Origin of the sequence: Desulforhopalus singaporensis (assembly GCF_900104445.1) — a bacterium.
Classification (GTDB): domain Bacteria; phylum Desulfobacterota; class Desulfobulbia; order Desulfobulbales; family Desulfocapsaceae; genus Desulforhopalus_A; species Desulforhopalus_A singaporensis.
Genome location: NZ_FNJI01000004.1, coordinates 116,165 through 135,507, shown reverse-complemented (window position 1 = coordinate 135,507; position 19,343 = coordinate 116,165). Strand labels below are relative to the sequence as shown.

The window sequence follows — 19,343 nt, the reverse complement described above, 5'->3', positions numbered from 1 at the left end:
CAGTTTCCTGATATCATTAGAGGTTGTATCCACAAAGAGCTGCCGGGCAGCCGATTGTCCCAGGGAGGGTAATCGATATTTTCAAAGAGTAAAACTCTTCTTCGCAGATTATAGCTGAGCCATGATAAAAAAATTTCTTCCCCTTTTTGTTGCCATTGTCCTTACCGCTTGCACCACCAGTCCCACCGGACGCTCCCAGCTTATGCTTATCTCGCCGCAGCAGGCGATAGTCGCCTCGGAACAAGCATACCAGCAGGCCCTTATGCCGCTGCAGAATCAGGGCAAGATCGACAGCAACATCACAACCTCCGGAAGGGTACGTGAAATCACGGGGAAGATTGTCGCACAGGCTGTGATACTGTTTCCCCATACCAGCGACTGGAAATGGTCGGTACGGGTCATTGACGATCCGGAGACGGTCAATGCCTGGTGTATGGCCGGCGGCAAGATGGCGATCTATACCGGACTGATTGACAAACTCGAGGCGACCGACGATGAAATCGCCCAGGTGATGGGCCACGAGATTTCCCACGCCCTTGCCAACCATACCGCGGAAAGAATGTCGATGGTGCTGGCATCCCAGCTTGGGCTGATGGGCGTTGCTCTTGCCTTAGGTGATAATCAGTACAAGGAGGCGATCATCGCCGGGTCCTCCATCGCCGCGACCACCGCCATCACCCTGCCCAACAGCAGAACGTCCGAATCCGAGGCGGACCAGATAGGTATCGAGCTTGCCGCAAGAGCCGGCTACGATCCCCGGGCGGCCGGTACCCTGTGGGAAAAAATGGCCAAGGTGGGCAACGGTGGCCCGCCGCAGTTTCTTTCCACCCACCCCTCACCGGAAAACAGACAAAAGGTTCTTCAGGGCCTTGCCCAGGAGATGATGGACTATTATCGCGCCCCTGGCAAGAGACCGGTCCACCCGCTTAATTAACCCTGAGCCATTCGCCAACCACCGATGATTATCGCCACAACCCATAAAAATACCGATTTCGACGGTCTCGCCTCGGTCATTGCCGCCACCCTGCTCTACCCGGACTGCATCGGGGTGGTCCCGAAAATGACCAATAAAAACGTTGAGCAGTTTCTATCGACCCATAAAACCGCATTCAACCTCATCCTGCCAAACGAAGTCGCCCATGACCAGGTGGACAAGCTGGTGGTCGTCGACACCGACCACTGGCCCCGGCTGGACCGCATGGAAAAACTCAGAAACCGCACGGATCTTGCGATCGACCTGTGGGATCATCACCTGCCCGCCAGCGGTAATATCGAACCAACCTGGCAGTGCCGGGAGAGGATCGGCGCCACCATCACCCTGCTGATACGAGAGATGAAAAAAAGGAAGATGCAGCTCTCTCCGCTCAACTCGACGATTATGCTCATCGGCCTCTACGAAGATACGGGGCACCTCTCCTTTCCGACGACCAGCGCCGAGGACGCAGCGGCGGCCGCCTTTCTGCTGGAAAACGGTGCCGATCTCAACGTTGCCAATTTCTTCCTCAATCCCCCGTATGAAGAGAACCAGAAAGAGGTTCTGTTTGAAATGATGAAGGAGACGGAAAAACATACCGTCAAGGGGCACCTGATCGGATTCAACGTGGTACATCTGGAAAAAAAGGTTTTCAACCTCGCGGCGGTGGTCAACATGTACCGGAAAATCGTCAATGTCAGCGCGCTCTTTGTGATTTTCACCACCGAAGACAGGTATACCATAATAGGCAGAAGCGGCGTCGATGCCGTCGATGTGGGAGAGGTACTGGCTGCATTGGGCGGCGGTGGCCACAGTGGTGCAGGCTCGGCGACCATCAGGAGAGAGCAGAGCAGTCCGGAGCTTATCAAGACCAAGATCCTGGCCCAGCTCAACACCCAGAGCCTGGAACGTGCTTCGATCTCCGACATAATGTCCTTTCCCGTGGTCTTTGTGTCCCCGGACGCCACCATGCATGAAGTCAGGGACATCATGGCGAGAAAAAACATCCGCGGGATACTGGTGATGGAAGATGAAAAAATTATCGGCGTGATCGTTTTGTGGGATCTCAAGAGGATCAAGAAAAAAAACCAGTGGAACAGTCCGGTCAAAGCTTTTATGTCACGCGAGGTGATCACCATCACCACCGCCACCACCCCCACCATGGCCGCCAGGATCATGATCGAAAACGATGTGGGGTATCTGCCGGTAGTGGACCATGAACAAGTGGTGGGCATTGTCACCAGGACCGACATCCTCACCTATTACTACGACCTGCTGCCCGATTGACATGATGGTGATTTTTATACCTCGCCGAACCAAAAAAAAAGTTGACTTCAGCTGCTGCTTCTGATAAAAAGCACATCTCGTTGACAACGAAAAGAGCGGGAATAACTCAGTGGTAGAGTGCAACCTTGCCAAGGTTGAAGTCGCGAGTTCGAATCTCGTTTCCCGCTCCAGTTGCCCCCCTCTCCTCGCTTTCGCTACCCCTTCATTTCTTCTCTCTTGTTCCAGGCGAACACCATTTTTCTCACCATCGCTTCTTGACCGCGCTGATTATCGTGTTATTCATATAGAATTACTGCACAATAATTGCTTTTCACTTCAAAGAAAGGACCAACGGTCATGGCAAAGAACCTTTTCATAACCGCCCTGGAAGCCAAAAGCGGCATTTCCCTCTCCGCACTTGGCATTATGGAGCTGCTGGTGCGAAACCTTGAACGGGTGGCGTTCTTTCGCCCGATTATCAACTCCCAGCGTTTTCATAACGGCAAGGATGAGATAATTCACCTTATCCAGGCACACTACAACCTCGCCCTTGACCATGAGCAGATGTACGCCTTTACCCTTGACGAGGCAAAAGCCCTGGTTACCGAAAAAAAACATGACAAGCTGCTGGAGGGCATTCTCGACAAGTACAAGAAGCTGGAAAACGATCACGATTTCGTGCTCTGCCTGGGGACCGATTTTGAGAGCGATTCCCCGGCCTTTGAGTTTGAACTCAACGTCGATATAGCCAACAACCTGTCGAGCCCGGTGTTGATGATAGCCAACGCCCACGAGGAACAGGACACCACCGACCGGGTGGTAAAATCGTGCCAGTTTGCCATGGAATCATTTGAGGAAAAAGGGATCAGGATCCTGTCGGTCATCGTCAACAGATGTCCGGCGTCACGGCAGGAGGAACTGCAGCGATCGTTGCGGGAAAAGATGGCCGGAAAAGTCGATCTGATCTATACCATTCCCTACGAGGAGAGCCTGAATCGGCTGACTATGGCCGAGATAGCGCAGGCCCTAAACGCCAAGGTGGTATACGGAAACAGCCAGCTCAATCGTCCGGTATCGCGGTTCGTTATCGCCGCGATGAACCTGCGCAGTTTTTTAAACCGCGTCGGCAACGACAACCTTGTCATCACGCCCATAGACCGACTGGACATCATTCTCGGTATACTTGCCGCCTACAGGTCGCGCAACATGGCCCGGATCGGAGGAATTGTCCTGACCGGATACTTCAAGCCCGACAAGCTGCTGAGAAACCTGCTTGAGGGGATGCACGACCTGGTGCCGATACTCAAGGTGGAGGAAGACACTTTCACCACGGCTACCAGGATAAAGGAAATCCACACCTGCATCCGCCCCGAGGCCATACGCAAAATCGCCGCCGCCCTGGGACTGTTCGAATCAAACGTCAACTCCACCGAACTGCGAAGTAAAATAGTCGGCTACTCGATGATCTCCACCAGCCCGAAGATGTTCGAATTCGGGCTCATCAAACGGGCCCGCCAGTTCAAGCAGACCATCGTATTGCCGGAAGGCGAAGAGGATCGCATCCTTTTCGCCGCGGAAATTCTGCTCCACCGCGATGCGGTAAACATTATCCTGCTCGGGCGAAAAACAGTCATCGATGAAAAAATCACCAGTCTCGGTCTTGAACTGGGCGGTGTCAAGATTATCGAACCGACCGGGTCGAATCTTTTTGACGACTACGCAGACACCTATTATGCCCTGCGCAAACACAAGGGGATCACTCCGGACAACGCCCGCGACGTAATGTCCGCGGTGAATTATTTCGGTACCATGATGGTCTACAAGGGACATGCCGACGGGATGGTCTCCGGGGCGGTCCACTCCACCCTGAACACGGTTCGCCCTTCACTTGAGTTTGTAAAAACCAAACCTGGCAGTACCATAATGTCGTCGATCTTCCTCATGTGCCTTGAAGACAGGGTGCTCGCCTACGGGGATTGCGCGGTCAACCCCCGGCCAACAGCCGAACAGCTTGCCGAAATCGCCGTCGAGTCCTCCCTGAACGCGGAACTGTTCGGCATCAAGCCGATGGTGGCCATGCTCTCCTACTCATCGGGGACATCGGGAATCGGCGAAGAGGTGGAAAAGGTGAAAAAGGCGACGGCCATCGCCCGCCGGCAAGCCCCCGATCTGCCGATCGAGGGTCCCATTCAGTACGATGCGGCCGTCGACATGACCGTTGCCCGGACCAAAATGCCCCACAGCAAGGTGGCGGGCCGGGCAACCGTCTTCATCTTCCCCGACCTCAACACCGGCAACAACACTTATAAGGCGGTACAGAGATCGGCAAAGGCAATGGCCATAGGGCCTATTATGCAGGGTCTCAACAAGCCGGTGAACGATCTCAGCCGCGGCTGCACGGTTGCCGACATTGTCAACACCGTCGCCATTACCGCCATTCAGGCACAACACCAGAAAGGTCTTATCTAGTTAAAAACAGGCAGGAAGTGGTTTTACCGATAACCAGGCGCGGCCAGCACGCTTGCGCAGGCGGGCCGCTGCCCGGTCTATTGCTGCTGTTGGTCGTTATAGTTCTCCCACTTGGCGTCGATCCTGCCCTGAAGAGTTTCTACAAGCTCGGGATCAAGCGATTTAAAACGCCCCTGAACATCAAAGTACTCCTTGACCGGCTTTCTCTTTTTGCCGAGCAGCCGTTTTGAGGGACCGGTAAGGGTCAACCGGCCGTCCTCTATTTCATAGAGATCGAAGAGGCCCGTTTCCACTGCCAGTTTACCTACCTTGATAGTGTATCTGGTGGCGAAATTCCACCCCGGCGGACAGGGAGTATGCACATGGATGTATCTCGGGCCGGAAAGAGTCGTCGCCTTTTTCACTTTTTCATACAGATCAAGGGGAAACGCCGCCGAAGCGGTCGCCACATACCCTATACCGTGGGCCGCAATAATGGCCGGAATATCCTTTTTTTCCTGAAGCTTGCCGCGAATCGGCGTGGTGGTCGTCAACACCCCCTGGGGTGTTGTTCCGGAACGCTGGATACCGGTATTCATATACGCTTCGTTATCGTAGCAGATATAGATGATATCCTCGCCTCTTTCGCAGGCTCCGGACAAGGCCTGGATACCGATATCCCCGGTTCCTCCGTCTCCGGCCCAGGCAACCACGTTCACCCCATCCTTCTTCAGCGCCTTCATCGCCCCCCGCACACCCGAGGCGGCTGCACCGGTGGAGGCAAAGGTCACATTGACGCAGGGAATCTTGGTGGACGCCACCGGGTAGAGCCCCTGCATCACGGTCAGACAGCTCGGCGGCACCACCAGAACCGTATTCTTGCCAAGCGCCTTGAGTCCTATCCGATATACGATGGAGAGCCCGCATCCCGAGCAGGCGCGATTGCCGGGATGAACAAATTCCTCTTCCGTCAGATTCAATATAGTTGCTTTATTATCCATAATTTCGTCTCTAAAGTTTTAAACCGATCCAGCGCGGAGCATCTTCTGCTGCCTGGCCAGCGCAAGCTTCGGTAAGCGCGTCGATAAGCTGGCTGGTCTTTATCTCCCTGCCGCCAAGACCAAGGATATAGTTGGACAGCGCCGGTTTTTTTTCACAACTGTAAAGCGCCGACTTGATGTCTCCATACAGCGGTCCCTGGTTGCCGTAACTGAGCGCTTTCTCGAAAACGATGACACCTTTTCGATCAGCCAGGGCGGCGACGATCGCCTGGTCGGGGAAAGGACGGTACATCTGGATCCCCATCACCCCCACCTTTGCCCCCTTCTCCCGCATAAGGTCAATGACGTCACGAAACTGGTAGGAGAGCGACCCGATACAAACCGCGACGTAATCGGCATCGTCACATCTATATTCTTCCACAAGAGGGGTACCGCCGCGTCCGAACTGCTCCTGATACTCCCGATCGATCTCCTGGTACACCTCTATGGCCTCCCGCAGCTCCTGATGCAGATTGTGCCGGATTTCCATATACCCCGGCTCGATGGTGCCGTCGACCCCCGGACGGATATCGGGCAGGGTTACGGTGTTGAAGTTGCCGGGATCTTCCGGATCAAGAAAATGTCTGGGGGTAAACGGGGGCAGAAACGCATCGACTTTTTCCTGGTCCGGCTTGTCAAACGGCATATAGGTATGCGACAGCAGGTAGCCGTCGTAGCAGACCATGACCGGGATACTGACCGTCTGCGCCAGCCTGAAAGCTTTAATGGTGGTGTCGATTATCTGCTGATGGTCATTGGCGTAGAGCTGGATCCACCCCACATCGCGCTGGGACATGGAGTCCTGCTGGTCGTTCCATACCGTCCAGGGAGCCCCGACCCCCCTGTTGGCCACGCACATGACCAGCGGAAGCCGTGCGCCCACCGCCCAGTGGAGCTGTTCGTGCATATAGAGCAGCCCGTTGGCGCTGGTGGCGGTAAACGCCCGCGCACCCGCGGTGGATGCGGCGATGCAGACGGCCATGGCGCTGTGTTCGCTCTCGACCGGAATGTATTGCGCGTCGAGCACTCCGGATTCGACGAATTCAGATAATTTTTCCGTAAGAGGCGTCTGCGGAGTGATTGGATACGCTGCTATCACCTGGGTTCGGGCGAGCTGGACTCCTGTTGCCGCTGCCACGTTACCCGATTCAATCATATACATGCTCACTTGTCCTCCACGATAAAGCTTGATTCATCAACCATCTCAATTGCACCGGCCGGACACTCTTCGGCACAGATGCCGCACCCTTTGCAGTACTCGAGATTAATCGACGGTGGTACAGTCTTGGAAACGACACTGTCAGGGCAGTACAGCCAGCAGGTAAAGCAGGCTTTTTTGTTCTTTTTGGCCGGAATACATTTTTCCAGGTCAATCACCGGCCGGAGTACACGCCAGGAACCGGTCTTCCCTCCGTCTCCGGGACCCGGCTTACTGCGCGAAAGCATCTTGCAAAATTCTTTAGGGGCCATCTATATATCTCCGATAAAAGTATTTTCGTATGTAATCTCAGCAGCTTTTGCATTCAATTCAGGCTTTTTCCCGACGAACTCGTCCTTGATCGCGGTCACCAGAAGATCGAGCTCAACCAGGCCGGTCGCCTTTGAAAATGCGCCGATGATCCCTGAATTGACAATTCCCGGAGGTAGCCCTGCCTGCACCCCGCAACTGGTGACATCGGCAACGGCGACCCTTGCACCTGCAAAAGAATACTCGGAAGCCGGCTTGGGACCGTTGAGTATCACCAACCCGTCATCTTTAAGTCCGTCCACCACGTTGACTTCTTCGAGCAGACTGTGATCGAGCACCACCACCATATCGGGGGTGGTGATCGGGGAGAGATCGTATATCTTCTGCTTCGATATCTTCAGCGAGGTAAAAACCGGCGCCCCCCTTCTTTCCGTACCAAAGGTCGGAGCCATGACAACGCCTTTATACCCGGAGACAAATGCTGCGTTTGCGACGATTTTCGCGGCGGTTATCGCACCTTGGCCTCCGCGACCGTGCCATCTGATTTCAATAATGTCTTTTCTCATTTTTCACCAATATGCTGATTGCCGCCAATGACCTTTTACGTACGCGTGCAATGGCGAACTGAAAAATTCCCGTAAGAGATAACATTACCATCGGTCCTGTTATCAACAACCAATAATTTACCGGCAAGCATGAATTTATATGTTGATTTAAAAGGTAAATCCACATTATTCTTAGCGCCTGATAAACTCATTGATGCCTACAATACTTTGTTTACGGCAAAACACATAATATTTTTTGGATATCTCTACGTTACCAAGAATAATCATCCGAGGTTACCATGGAAATTGCATTCACCAAAGCTGACAAACTAAAGGATCATCCGGAAGATTCCGCGCTGGGGTTCGGAACCTGCTTTACCGACTATATGTTCAACATGGACTACTCCCCTGAAAAAGGATGGCACAATGCACGCATTGAACCTTACGGACCGATTCAGATGGACCCGTCCACCATGGTCCTCCACTACGGTCAGTCGATTTTCGAGGGATTGAAAGCCTACAAGACCAAAAGCGGCACTATCCAGCTTTTCAGGCCAAACGACAACCTGCAGCGCCTCAACAGGTCCGGCCGCATGCTCTGCATGCCCGAACTTGATCAGAAGATGGTGCTCAAGGCATTGAAGGAGCTCGTAAAGATTGAAAAGGACTGGATTCCCAGCGAGCCGGGCACCTCGCTCTATATACGTCCGACGATCATCGCCACCGACCCCTATGTAGGACTGCGCTCCTCGCACACCTACAGGTTTTTCATCATCCTGTCCCCAGTGGGCGCCTACTACCCGGAAGGGTTTGACCCGGTAAAGATATGGGTGACGACCGACCATGTCCGGGCAGTGCGGGGCGGGGTGGGCACAGCCAAGACTGCCGGCAACTATGCAGCGAGCCTTTTTGCCACGGAACTCGCCCACAAAGAGGGGTATACCCAGGTGCTGTGGCTCGACGGAGTCGAGCTGAAGTACATAGAAGAGGTCGGGTCGATGAATATCTTTTTCATGATCGGCGACGAACTGGTAACGCCCGAGCTCAATCGGAGCATCCTGGCAGGGGTGACCCGCGACTCGGTGATACAGCTCGCAAAATCCTGGGGCATGAAGGTTGTTGAGAGAAAGATCAGTATCGACGAAATCTACGAGGCGCACGACAACGGCACCTTAAAAGAAGTGTTCGGCTCCGGCACCGCGGCGGTTATCTCCCCGGTGGGCATGATCAAGTTCAAGGGCAGGGAAATAAGCATCGCCGACGGCGAGGTCGGCCCCGTTGCGGCAAAACTGTTCAACGAGTTGATGGCTATCCAGTACGGTAGCAGCGAAGACCCGTTCGGCTGGACAGTGCCGGTAATCTGACTGGTGCTGTCTTAAATGTTTCCGGCATGTGGTGCGCACATGCCGGAAAACCGATCGCCGCCCCACCTTTTCAGAGGATGATCATCTCCTGTTTTGCATAAATCACCGCAAGAATGGTGGCAGGTTCGTCCCCTGCGCAGGCGACCCTGTGAGCGAGGGTGGAATCGTAGTAGATCGAATCGCCGGGATAAAGAATGTCGGTGTTGCCAAGAAGGGTCACTTCGACCTCCCCATCGAGGACAAAGATAAACTCCTCCCCCACATGTTCGTTCAACTCCACCCTGTGCTCCTGCTCAGGCGCCAGGGTGACGAGAAAAGGCTCCATCTGCCGGTTTTCCTTCTGCTGCCCCAGCCCCTTGTAGCTGTACCCGTGGGACCGGCCCTCTATCGAACCGAACCTGGAAACCGCTTCCCTGGCATCCTTTCTCACCAGACAGAAAGGAGAATCGGCACTGTCGCCGAAGATCTCCCCCAGGGCGACCTCGTAGAACTGGGCCAGCCGCACCAGAGTCCCCAGCGACGGAGCACTGGTACCGCTTTCCATCTCCTGCAGACGCGCCTTGGAAATACCCAGCTGTCCCGACAGCTCAGCCAACGTCAATCCCCTTTTATGCCGTAGTGTTGTTAATCTTTCAGCAATCTTTGCGCTGTTATCCGACATTGTGTCTCTCCAATAGGGAAAAAATTATCCAGCCTTTACGGTCATCCACCCGCCGCCGCTTATGCGATTTTACCGCATAACCGTGCGGTTTGCGACCGGCCAGCTGTCCTTTGACCGCTAAAGAGGCGAAAAAAATCGTTTAGCGGCCAAACAGTATCCACCGGATTCTGACCTTTTTTGAAAAAAATTGCTCATCGCTATGTTCAAAATATTTTATATAGGTTAATATTTACCTATACAAAAAATTAACTGAAATTTACAGTCTAAATCAAGAAATCATTGTCGGGATAAATATTTTTATGAACATCGGTACCCTCCTCAGAAAATACCGCAAAAAGCAGAGACTAACCCTAAAGGTCGTTGCCGAACAGGCATCGATTTCCGAAGGGTTTCTCAGTCAGGTGGAAAACGATGTCAATTCCCCTTCCGTTGAAACCCTGATAAGGATCTGCAACGCTCTGGGGATCGATGCCGGTGAACTGATAAATGAGGCCGGCAAGAAAGAAAGGATCAAACTTATCCGCAAATCGGAATGGAAGGAGATGGAGCTTCCCCATACCGGATTTGCCACCCGCAGGTTTTTCCCGCAGGAAGACAGGAAAGTGCTCGACTCTTCGGTACTGGTACTCGAACCGGGCAGGTCGATACCGGTGCGCAAGAACATCAAACACGGCCAGGAAATTCTCTCGGTGCTCAAGGGGGCGGTGGAGCTTAAGCTCAGCGGGCAGTGCTACAACCTCGGCCAGGGCGATTCCGCCCATTTCTGGGCGAATCCCGACCAGCAGAAAATCACCAACACCGGCAATACAACCAGCTTTATCCTCTGGGTGGGAACCATGTAACAGTTCAGTGACTACCTAACTTTCAACCGCAAGGAGATACAGGTATGATCAGGTTCAGTAAACAACAGTTGAAAATTCCGCAGCTGCAGCGACCGGTTTATCTGGTAACCGCCGGGCAGTCAAAATTCGACCGCGCCATTGTCGACAGGCGGACGGAAGAACTCTGCATTGACGCGTTCACCATGGCGGCATCTCTTCTCAACCTGTCCCCCGCAGAATTAAAACGGTATATTCACAGCTGCTACTACGGTCATTTTGCCGACCATTTCGGTGATCAGCTGCTCGGCGAGGCGGTAATTCACGACCGGCTCGGCCTCGACCCTCTTGGCAATGTCGGCATCAAGACCGGCGGCGCCACAGGAGGGTCGGCGCTGTGGGAAGGGTTGAAGGCGGTAGCCTCGGGATATTCGGACTGCGTACTGGTTATGGGCTGGGAACGAATGGATGAAGTTCCCACCGACGAAGGAAACTTTCTCATCTCCTGCGCCGCCGACAAAGACTGGGAATCGCCCCTGGGACACATCTATACCGGGTATTATGCGGTAATGGCCCAGCGTTACTGGCAGATTTTCGGCAAATCGGAAGATTCCTTCAGGCGGACCCTGGCGGAAATCGCGGTCAAGCACCACCGTTACGCGAGGTTCAACCCTTTTGCCCAGGCCCCGATGGATATCACCGTCGACGACGTCCTCAACTCACCGGTTGTCGCCTATCCGCTGCGGGCGCTGGATTGCTGCCTTATGAGCGTCGGTGCCGCCTGCGCCGTTCTCTGCGACGAAAACACCGCCGACGCCCTTACCGCCGGCTCCCCCAACAAACCGTTGCGGATGTGGGTCGCCGCGGGCTCGCATACGTTGCGCCCCGCCGACAGGCTGGATATGAAGATTCCCCTTCTGCCCAACGAAGAAGAGGGCCAGTACGACGACCTGGCCGAGCGCTTTCCCGGCGGAGACCGCTACCCCGGATTCACCGGCTTTCTCGCGGCCAGAATGGCGGCCTACTACGGCTACGGCATGTCCGGCATAACCGATCCCTCAGAAGACCTTGACGTGGTCGAACTCCATGACGCCTTTACCATCAGCGACGTGCAGACCTATGAGGATATCGGCATCAGGCCCTACGGTTACGGAAGGGATTACGTTGAATCCGGCGACTGCTACCATACCAACCCGTACACCAACGAGCCGGGAAAGCTTCCCTCCAACCTCTCGGGGGGACTTATCGGCTGCATGCACGCCGTGGGAGCGACCGGGATAATGCAGACCTTCGAGATAGCGACCCATATCTGGAACAGGTGGGAGGAACTCCACGGCGACCAGGCCCTGTGGCACCGCTTCGACCGGCAAAAGCCGGCGGACTGGACCAGCCTGCAGGTGACCGGAGCCAGACGCGGTCTGGCCATCAGCCATGCCGGGGTAGGCTCCCACGTGACCGCCACAATACTCATGGATCCGGACCATCTTATCCGATAGCAACCAAAGGGGAGAAAGAACAATGAGTACATTCGGACAGGTTTTTGTAAAAAACAACAAATACAAGCCGCAGGGAAGCTTTCACCACCTCACCCCCAACACGCCGATCCGGGACGCCGACAACGACTGGAAACTTCTCGGGGTGACCAATCCGCGGGACATGACCTATATACATTCCTATGGCGGCGAAGCCGTCTTTTTTGAGTCACTCAGCAAAAAAAGACTGATGGCGACCCGCTGCGACAGCCCCGACTGCGACAGCCGGGGCACCGTGTACATGCCGTTTCGCATCCACTGCCCCGACTGTCTTTGCAGAAACAGCATCATCGACATCACCGACACTGCAAAAACCACGGCAACAATCCACACCTTCATGGTGTGCGAACGATCTGGCGCTTTCAACCTCCTGGAAAAGCCGATTAAGTTTATCAATATCGAGTTCAAGGGGGTGGACACCATCCTCATGAGCTACCTGGCGGTCGGAGAACCGCGATTTGGCCAGAAGGTCCTCCCTGTCTTCAGGACCCTTGAACCGACCTACACCATTCTCGATCTATCGTGGGTTGTCGACGGAACGGCTGAAAGCGACCTCCCGCAGGGTTTTAGTTTTTAACTTTTGACCTCTGGTTCTGTTTTTTTGGTTTTCCGTCCGAATTGGTCATAAACATGTTGTGTTACACATTGGGGTAAAACCATGAAGAGATATCCTCAGTTGAATTTCGGGCTGGGAGACACTGCCAATCTGCTGCGCGAATCGGTACAGGATTTTGTCGCGGCCGAGATTGCGCCGCTTGCCGACCGGATCGACCGGCAGGACCTGTTTCCACAAGGGCTGTGGCGGGCAATGGGGGAAATGGGGCTGCTCGGCATCACCGTTATGGAAGAGTACGGCGGCGCAGGAATGGGTTATCTTGAACACCTCATCGCCATGGAGGAGATCAGCCGCGGCTCGGCGTCGGTGGGCCTGGCCTACGGCGCCCACTCCAATCTCTGTGTCAACCAGATAAAATTAAACGGCAATGAACAGCAGAAGCAGACCTACCTGCCCAGGCTGATCTCCGGCGAGTATGTCGGCGCGCTTGCCATGAGCGAGGCAGGCGCAGGATCCGATGTGGTAGGCATGCAGCTGAAAGCCGAGGAGAATGGCGACAGCTATATCCTGAACGGCACCAAGATGTGGATAACCAACGGGACCGATGCCGATGTTCTGGTTGTCTACGCCAAGACCTCGCCGAGAAAAGCCCACCGCGGGATAACCGCGTTCCTGGTGGAGAAGACCATGGACGGATTTGCCACCAGCCCCAAGCTCGACAAACTCGGTATGCGCGGTTCCGCCACCTGCGAACTGGTATTTACCAACTGCGCGGTACCCAAGAGTAATATCCTCGGCTACCTCGACCGCGGGGTCGAGGTGCTTATGAGCGGTCTCGACTACGAACGGCTGGTGCTCTCCGGAGGGCCGCTGGGCATCATGCACGCGTGCATGGACGTGGTTCTCCCCTACGTTCACCAGAGAAAGCAGTTCGGCCGGCCGATAGGCGAGTTCGAGCTGATGCAGGGAAAACTCGCCGACATGTATTCCACCTGGAATGCCTGCCGGGCCTATGCCTATACTGTTGCCAAAGCCGCCGACACCGGCGCAAGGATCCGCAAGGATGCCGCCTCGGTCATCCTGTACAGTGCGGAACGGGCAACCTGGATGGCGCTGGAGGCGATCCAGTGCCTCGGCGGCAACGGCTATATCAACGACTACCCTGCGGGAAGGCTGCTGCGGGACGCCAAGCTCTATGAGATAGGCGCCGGCACCAGCGAAATACGGAGGATGCTTATCGGCAGGGAGCTCTTTCGCGACACCATGGAATGATCCTGCAGATAAAAAGCGGAGTCCTTAACCTGGCTCCGCTTTTTACCAGTTTTCTGGTCTGTTTTTCCAGCAAGTATCAACTATTACCGCCATATTCCGCCTTTACCTTATTGCGGTCGATGGAGCCGTCCTCTTTCAGCGGCAGTGCCTGGACAAACTCGACATACTGGGGTTTTTTGAAGCGGGCGATCCGCCCTCCCACGAAATCAATCAACTCCTTTCCCCCCAGTGTCTTGCCGGGATGCAGTTGGCAAACAGCCTTGATCCCCTCCTTCCACTTGGGGTCGGGGACCCCGATGACCACCGTCGCTGCCACCGCCGGATGCTGCAGGATGATTTTTTCCACCTCCGCCGGATAGACATTCTCGCCGCCGGGCTTGATAAGTTCTTTCTCCGCTTTTCTTCCGGCGTAGAAAAGAAACCCGTCTTCGTTAAAGCGGCCGAGGTCTCCGGTATGGTGCCAGCCGTCGCGGAAGGTGTAGGCGTTATCGTCGGGGAGATTCCAGTATCCCTGGAAAACCATGGGGCCCTTCACCGCAATTTCTCCCACCGCTCCCGGGGCCACGGGATTTTCATAATCGTCTACCAGCCGCACATCGGCGAGCATTATGGTTTTACCGGCGGAGCCCGGACAGTCGTCGTACCGACCCATGGTCGCAAGACACGATGTCTCCGTCTGCCCGTACATGCAGTAATAACTTCCTCCGGTGCGCTGTTGAAACCTGGTGATGGTTTCGGCGGTGCCGAGCCCCACCACGGCCCGAAGCGAGCCGATATCGCAGTTATCCTCAGCTGCCGCCTGCAGGATGGAGTCAAGAATCGGGGGAAAATCGAAAAAGTGCGTCACCTTGTAGCGCTCGATCAACCCGGCCGCAAGCGAGGCGTCAAATTTACTGATATTGAGGTTGAGGCCTCCTGCGTGAAAAGTAGTGATAGCCAGGAAAAGACCTCCGACGTGGAAAAGCGGCAACAGGTTGAGATGGACATCACTGCTTGTTATCCCCATGTAGTACAGGAAATGGACGTCGGCGCTCATGATATTGGCGTGGGAGACCAGCGCGCCCCTGGGATACCCGGCCACAGCCGCGGTATGGATGATCACGAAGCCGTCGCTACTTTTCGCCCCACCCCCCGGCTGAGCCCTGGGGGTGGTCAAAAGCGATTGAAACGATTTTTCCCCGCCCGCATCGCCTTTCAGGTTGCAGTAGGCGACAGCTGAGCCCAGCCCCGCTTTCCTGGCATCGACGGTTGCCTGGAACTCTTCGTCTACAAAGACAATCCTGGGGCTGCAGTCATTGAGGTTATAATACACCTCGTCGGGCGACAACCTCCAGTTTACCGGCACCACAATGGCGCCGACGGCGGCGGCTCCGCCGTACACCAGGAAAAATTCCAGGCTGTTCTTGCCGACAACCCCGATTCGGTCCCCCGGGCCGACACCCAGATCCGACAGTCCCGCCGCAAGGCTGTCCACCTGCTTTTTAAACTCACCGAAGGTCAACTCCCGGCCATCGTCCACTTCTTTCCAGCACAGCCGCTGTTCATACACGGCGGCGTTACGATTGATGAGATCGTAAAAGGAAAAATCATACAGTCCCATGAAAGCGATCCTCCTCTAAATTGGTCCGCACAGCACAACAGCTGTGCAGGGAACCGGTATTATTTAACTGTAACAACTGGACAGGGGGCCTTGAGGATGATGTACTGGGCGTTGGAGCCGACTATAATCTTCTGGGCTCTTGATTTCTTTTCAATTCCCACGAAAATCTGGTCAATTTGATTTTCCTCGGCAAACTCGACCAGGTCCTCTCCTGGACTGAGGCCGCGTACCAGCTGGTGACATTCACAGGAGACGCTCCGCTCTGCCAGAAATTTTTCGGCGAACTGCAGATTTTCCGCTGCGGTGCCGATATCGCGAAGCCTTTCCCCCGGCCCCCCGTAACTGCTGGCAATGACAATGACTCTTGCCTGAAAAACAGCGGCATGCTCCCGCGCCAGGGTAAGCGCCGCTTTAGCCTCCCTTGACCCGTTATAGCCAACCAGAAACTTGATCATCCAATCACCTCTTTAAAAGAGCGGTACAGGAGAATATCGATAAAAAGGGGCAGGTTACATCCACCGTTTACGCCGTTTATACGATTTGACTTCCTTAAACGATTTTCTCCCGCCGCCGCGGGTAACCCCCATGTAGAACTCCTTTACATCCGGATTTTCCTGGAGATCGGCAGAAGGTCCTTCCAGCACGATCCTGCCGGACTCCATGATATAGCCGTAATCGGAGACACCAAGGGCTGTTTTCGCATTCTGCTCCACGACCAGGATGGTGGTATTCAACTCCCTGTTGATGGTCCTGATGTTGGCAAATATTTCCTTTACCAGGAGCGGGGCAAGCCCAAGCGAGGGTTCATCGAGCATCAGCATCCTGGGCCCGGCCATCAGGGCCCTGGCGATGGCGATCATCTGCTGTTCCCCGCCCGAGCAGTAGCCGGCCATGCGGTTAGTGATCTTGGCGAGCCTGGGAAAATGATCATACATGGCGCCATGATCCCTCCGAATTTTCTGGATTCCGTCTTTTCTGGTGATCGACCCGACCCGGATATTCTCGTCGACGGTGAGGTGTTTGAACACCCTTCGCCCCTCGGGAACCATCACCGCCCCCAGTTTCACCACATCGGTACCCAGCCGGTTGGTGATATCGGTGCCGCTGAATTTTACATATCCTTCCCGGATGAAGCCGTTCTCCGGCTTCAAGAGCCCGCTGATCGCCCTCAAGGTGGTGGTCTTTCCCGCCCCGTTGGTCCCGAGCAGCGCTACTATGCTCCCGTCGAAAATGGCGAGGCTGACCCCGCGCAGAACCTGGACGATGTCATTATACACCACCTCGATGTTATTAACCTCAAGCAGTTTATCACGGCTTGTCCGGTCCATTTGCTGTCTTGTGTGTGATGTCGGCACGCTATAACCAGGAAATTTCATGATAGTGGAATTCCCGCCCGTTGCCGAAAAACCTCCCGGCGCTGCCAGAGGCTTCCCGGCAACGCGGCGATTATTTTATTTTAGCGGTATACTCAGGGATAAACGGCTTCCCTGCCGATTGAAACCCGCCGTCTTTCACGACATAGAGCTGCAACGTGTCGACCCCGGCCTTGTCGGTCGGTGAAAAGGTAACCGGCCCCACCGTTGTTTCGGGTTGAAAGGCGTTGTCTCCGTTCATGCCAAGAAGCTCCTGGTACAGGGTTTCCTTGGTGATTTCTTTGTCTTTCGCCTTGGCACGCCTGATAACCTCCGTCGCCACCTGCGCCACCATCATGCCGTTGGCATAGTTGTGTGAATTGGCGGCCTTCTCGTCCCTGCCGTATCGTTTGGCCAGGGCAAGCTGGGCGTCGGTTCCAGGTCCCGGCTCATTGGTGATGACATAGGAGGTGGTCCAGTAGAAATTTTCCGCGGCATCTCCAGCCAGAGCAACCAGGTCGTTGCCTCCGGTGTAGTGACAGCCGAGAAACGTCAACTTACCTTCTTCGCCGAAGGTCGAAGCGATAAGCCCCAGGCTGCTTGCATCCTTGAGCATGGTCGCGACCGGAGACTGCACGGTCTGGCTGATGACATAGCGTACCCCTTTGCTGATCAGCCGCTTGAGCATCGCGGTATTGTCAAGATCCTTGCCATGCTCGACGACTTCGACAATCTCTATCTGCAGTCCGGCACCGACCGCTTTCTGCACATCCTCCAACGGGCCGCGGCCAAAAGCCGAAGGATGGATAAACATAGCTACCTTGGGCATATCCCCCTTGTTGTTTTTCACCACATATTCGGCAAGGCCTATGGCCTGGGCCGAATAGGATGCGATGGGCAGGAAAATATAGTTTGAATCGACAAGGTTGCCGGCATGGAAAGAGGCCGGGATCACCGGCATTTTTTCTTCCTCGAAATCCTTTTTCAGAGCGAGGGTGGAGCCGGTTGAATAGTTGAGGTAGAAAACTATCCCGTCATCCAGGAATTCTTCGAAATTACGCTTGGTAATATCGTTTTTATACTGGTCGTCACGAATTGTGCAGTCGATGGTATCGTCGCCCAGCACCCCGGTATCGTTGACATAGTTGAAATAATCCTCTACCCCTTTGGAGTAGGGGTTGCCCGCATCGGATGTCGGGCCGGTAATAGCCAGGGACAGACCGAGCTTGTACACTTTGGCAAACCCGCCGGTGGGAAGGGTGATCATGAAAACAGCCACCAGTATCAACAGCCATCTGTTCATTTCGTACTTTTTCATTTTTCCTCCTCGCTTGATTTGTTTTCCTCTGTGCTAATACCTGAACGGCCAGAGTTTCACATATGAACGCACTATCCGCCACCAGTTGGCAATACCCCGCGGTTCAAACATGAGAAACAGGACAATGATCAATCCAAAACTCAGGGGCTTGAGCGCCGTTGCCAGATTGGTCGCCACCGCCAGGTGCCCCCCGGTCCATTCGGAAAGTCTTTCGACCTGCATATCGAGAACCTTTATCGCCAGAGGCCCCCAGAAAGAGCCGCTCAAGGTCCCCAGCCCCCCTACGATCGCCATGGCAAGATAATTGATGGAATGGTGCAGCGTAAACGATTCTATTCCCACGCCGCGATAGAGATAGGCGTGCAGCGCCCCGGCAACACCCGCCAGAAATCCGGCGAGGGCAAAAGCATATACCTTGGTAAGGCCTGGATGCATGCCCATGGCATCGGCCGCCCGGTCGTTGTCCCTGACCGCTACCAGGCACCTGCCGTATTTGGTGCGCAGCAGGTTGCGGACCCCGAATCCCACCAGCACGATGATAACCAGGATTACGTAATACCAGAACAGGTAGTGGTCGCTGCGCCCCACCCTGCCGGTAACCCAGAACACCCTGCCCACGGATATGGTCTGTCCCTGGTCAAAAAAATCCATAAAATTGATAGTCCACTGAAAAATCATCTGAAACGACAGGGTGGCAATCGCCAGGTAGAGGTGTTTGAGCCGGAACGCCGGCAGCCCGGCAATGGCGCCGAACAGTGCCCCCATGAATCCGGCCAGCACGATCAGCGCCGGCCATCCGTGGGTTAGTACCATGTGGGTATCGCCGAGGAGTCTGGCAAAAGAAGCTATGGTATAGGCGCCTATGCCAACAAATGCGGCATGTCCGATTGAAATAAGCCCCGCGAATCCGGTGACCAGGTTAAGACCGACAACCGCGATCATGGCGATCATGATATTGTCGATCACAAACATCTGCTTGTTGCTCACCTCGAACAAGAGGGGCCAGGCAAAAAGAACAGCCAGGAAGCAGAGCAGCACCGACCTGTCCAGATGGGTGGCGAATATCCTCTGCTCCTCCTTGTAGGAGGTGAAGTAGTTTCCGGTGGACAGCCAACGATTTGCAGACATAA

The 19,343-nt window shown here is 54.8% G+C and carries 18 protein-coding genes and 1 tRNA gene; 9 read left to right on the top strand and 10 right to left on the bottom strand.

Translation table 11 applies throughout. The annotated features are described in order from the left end of the window. The first annotated feature begins 121 nt into the window (after positions 1-121). From BLQ17_RS03750 to pta, 4 genes are all read left to right on the top strand, one after another. On the top strand, positions 122-934 hold the full coding sequence (locus BLQ17_RS03750) for a M48 family metallopeptidase (protein ID WP_092219937.1): 813 nt from the start codon (positions 122-124) through the stop codon (positions 932-934). A 24-nt stretch (positions 935-958) separates the two neighbouring features. Next, positions 959-2,260 carry a CBS domain-containing protein gene (locus BLQ17_RS03745; RefSeq protein ID WP_092219935.1) on the top strand — a complete coding sequence of 434 codons (1,302 nt, stop codon included), beginning with the start codon at positions 959-961 and terminating at the stop codon, positions 2,258-2,260. 95 nt (positions 2,261-2,355) lie between these two features. Next, positions 2,356-2,430, top strand: a tRNA-Gly gene (locus BLQ17_RS03740). Between the two features lie 166 nt (positions 2,431-2,596). After that, the gene (pta, locus tag BLQ17_RS03735) at positions 2,597-4,708 is read left to right on the top strand and encodes a phosphate acetyltransferase (RefSeq protein WP_092219933.1); all 2,112 of its coding nucleotides are present in this window, start codon (positions 2,597-2,599) and stop codon (positions 4,706-4,708) included. A gap of 77 nt (positions 4,709-4,785) precedes the next feature. Here the strand turns inward: pta and BLQ17_RS03730 are convergent, their stop codons facing one another. Genes BLQ17_RS03730 through BLQ17_RS03715 form a run of 4 tightly spaced genes read right to left on the bottom strand, consistent with a single transcriptional unit; the run spans position 4,786 to position 7,749 of the window. Then, positions 4,786-5,667, bottom strand: a complete 882-nt coding sequence (locus BLQ17_RS03730) for a thiamine pyrophosphate-dependent enzyme (RefSeq protein ID WP_092219931.1) — start codon at positions 5,665-5,667, stop codon at positions 4,786-4,788. A 31-nt stretch (positions 5,668-5,698) separates the two neighbouring features. Continuing rightward, positions 5,699-6,889: a pyruvate ferredoxin oxidoreductase gene (locus tag BLQ17_RS03725; RefSeq protein ID WP_092219929.1), complete on the bottom strand. Its 1,191-nt coding sequence runs from the start codon at positions 6,887-6,889 to the stop codon at positions 5,699-5,701. Positions 6,890-6,891: 2 nt separating this feature from the next. After that, positions 6,892-7,197 carry a 4Fe-4S binding protein gene (locus tag BLQ17_RS03720; RefSeq protein WP_092219927.1) on the bottom strand — a complete coding sequence of 102 codons (306 nt, stop codon included), beginning with the start codon at positions 7,195-7,197 and terminating at the stop codon, positions 6,892-6,894. Continuing rightward, the gene (locus BLQ17_RS03715; protein WP_092220088.1) at positions 7,198-7,749 is read right to left on the bottom strand and encodes a 2-oxoacid:acceptor oxidoreductase family protein; all 552 of its coding nucleotides are present in this window, start codon (positions 7,747-7,749) and stop codon (positions 7,198-7,200) included. It lies immediately after the preceding gene. 290 nt (positions 7,750-8,039) lie between these two features. Between BLQ17_RS03715 and BLQ17_RS03710 the strand changes: the two genes are divergently transcribed. Further along, positions 8,040-9,104, top strand: a complete 1,065-nt coding sequence (locus BLQ17_RS03710) for a branched-chain amino acid aminotransferase (RefSeq protein WP_092219925.1) — start codon at positions 8,040-8,042, stop codon at positions 9,102-9,104. Positions 9,105-9,174: 70 nt separating this feature from the next. Here the strand turns inward: BLQ17_RS03710 and BLQ17_RS03705 are convergent, their stop codons facing one another. Continuing rightward, positions 9,175-9,765 carry a helix-turn-helix domain-containing protein gene (locus BLQ17_RS03705; RefSeq protein WP_092219922.1) on the bottom strand — a complete coding sequence of 197 codons (591 nt, stop codon included), beginning with the start codon at positions 9,763-9,765 and terminating at the stop codon, positions 9,175-9,177. Between the two features lie 299 nt (positions 9,766-10,064). On the opposite strand from BLQ17_RS03705, the gene BLQ17_RS03700 reads away from it, so the two are divergent. The 4 genes from BLQ17_RS03700 (at position 10,065) to BLQ17_RS03685 (ending at position 13,943) form a co-directional block, all read left to right on the top strand. Next, on the top strand, positions 10,065-10,607 hold the full coding sequence (locus BLQ17_RS03700; protein WP_092219920.1) for a helix-turn-helix domain-containing protein: 543 nt from the start codon (positions 10,065-10,067) through the stop codon (positions 10,605-10,607). 44 nt (positions 10,608-10,651) lie between these two features. After that, complete coding sequence (locus BLQ17_RS03695) at positions 10,652-12,079, top strand: thiolase C-terminal domain-containing protein (RefSeq protein ID WP_092219917.1); 1,428 nt, start codon at positions 10,652-10,654, stop codon at positions 12,077-12,079. A 22-nt stretch (positions 12,080-12,101) separates the two neighbouring features. Further along, positions 12,102-12,692, top strand: a complete 591-nt coding sequence (locus BLQ17_RS03690) for a Zn-ribbon domain-containing OB-fold protein (protein ID WP_092219916.1) — start codon at positions 12,102-12,104, stop codon at positions 12,690-12,692. Between the two features lie 81 nt (positions 12,693-12,773). Next, on the top strand, positions 12,774-13,943 hold the full coding sequence (locus tag BLQ17_RS03685) for an isovaleryl-CoA dehydrogenase (RefSeq protein ID WP_092219913.1): 1,170 nt from the start codon (positions 12,774-12,776) through the stop codon (positions 13,941-13,943). Positions 13,944-14,019: 76 nt separating this feature from the next. Here BLQ17_RS03685 and BLQ17_RS03680 read toward each other — a convergent pair whose 3' ends face one another. From BLQ17_RS03680 to BLQ17_RS03660, 5 genes are all read right to left on the bottom strand, one after another. Further along, on the bottom strand, positions 14,020-15,543 hold the full coding sequence (locus BLQ17_RS03680; protein WP_092219911.1) for an AMP-binding protein: 1,524 nt from the start codon (positions 15,541-15,543) through the stop codon (positions 14,020-14,022). A 59-nt stretch (positions 15,544-15,602) separates the two neighbouring features. After that, the gene (locus BLQ17_RS03675) at positions 15,603-15,998 is read right to left on the bottom strand and encodes a universal stress protein (RefSeq protein ID WP_245694979.1); all 396 of its coding nucleotides are present in this window, start codon (positions 15,996-15,998) and stop codon (positions 15,603-15,605) included. A gap of 54 nt (positions 15,999-16,052) precedes the next feature. Next, positions 16,053-16,871: an ABC transporter ATP-binding protein gene (locus BLQ17_RS03670; RefSeq protein ID WP_092219910.1), complete on the bottom strand. Its 819-nt coding sequence runs from the start codon at positions 16,869-16,871 to the stop codon at positions 16,053-16,055. Between the two features lie 118 nt (positions 16,872-16,989). Then, positions 16,990-18,213: an ABC transporter substrate-binding protein gene (locus BLQ17_RS03665; RefSeq protein WP_092219909.1), complete on the bottom strand. Its 1,224-nt coding sequence runs from the start codon at positions 18,211-18,213 to the stop codon at positions 16,990-16,992. Between the two features lie 33 nt (positions 18,214-18,246). Next, on the bottom strand, positions 18,247-19,341 hold the full coding sequence (locus tag BLQ17_RS03660) for a branched-chain amino acid ABC transporter permease (RefSeq protein WP_092219907.1): 1,095 nt from the start codon (positions 19,339-19,341) through the stop codon (positions 18,247-18,249). Between the last annotated feature and the right edge of the window lie 2 nt (positions 19,342-19,343).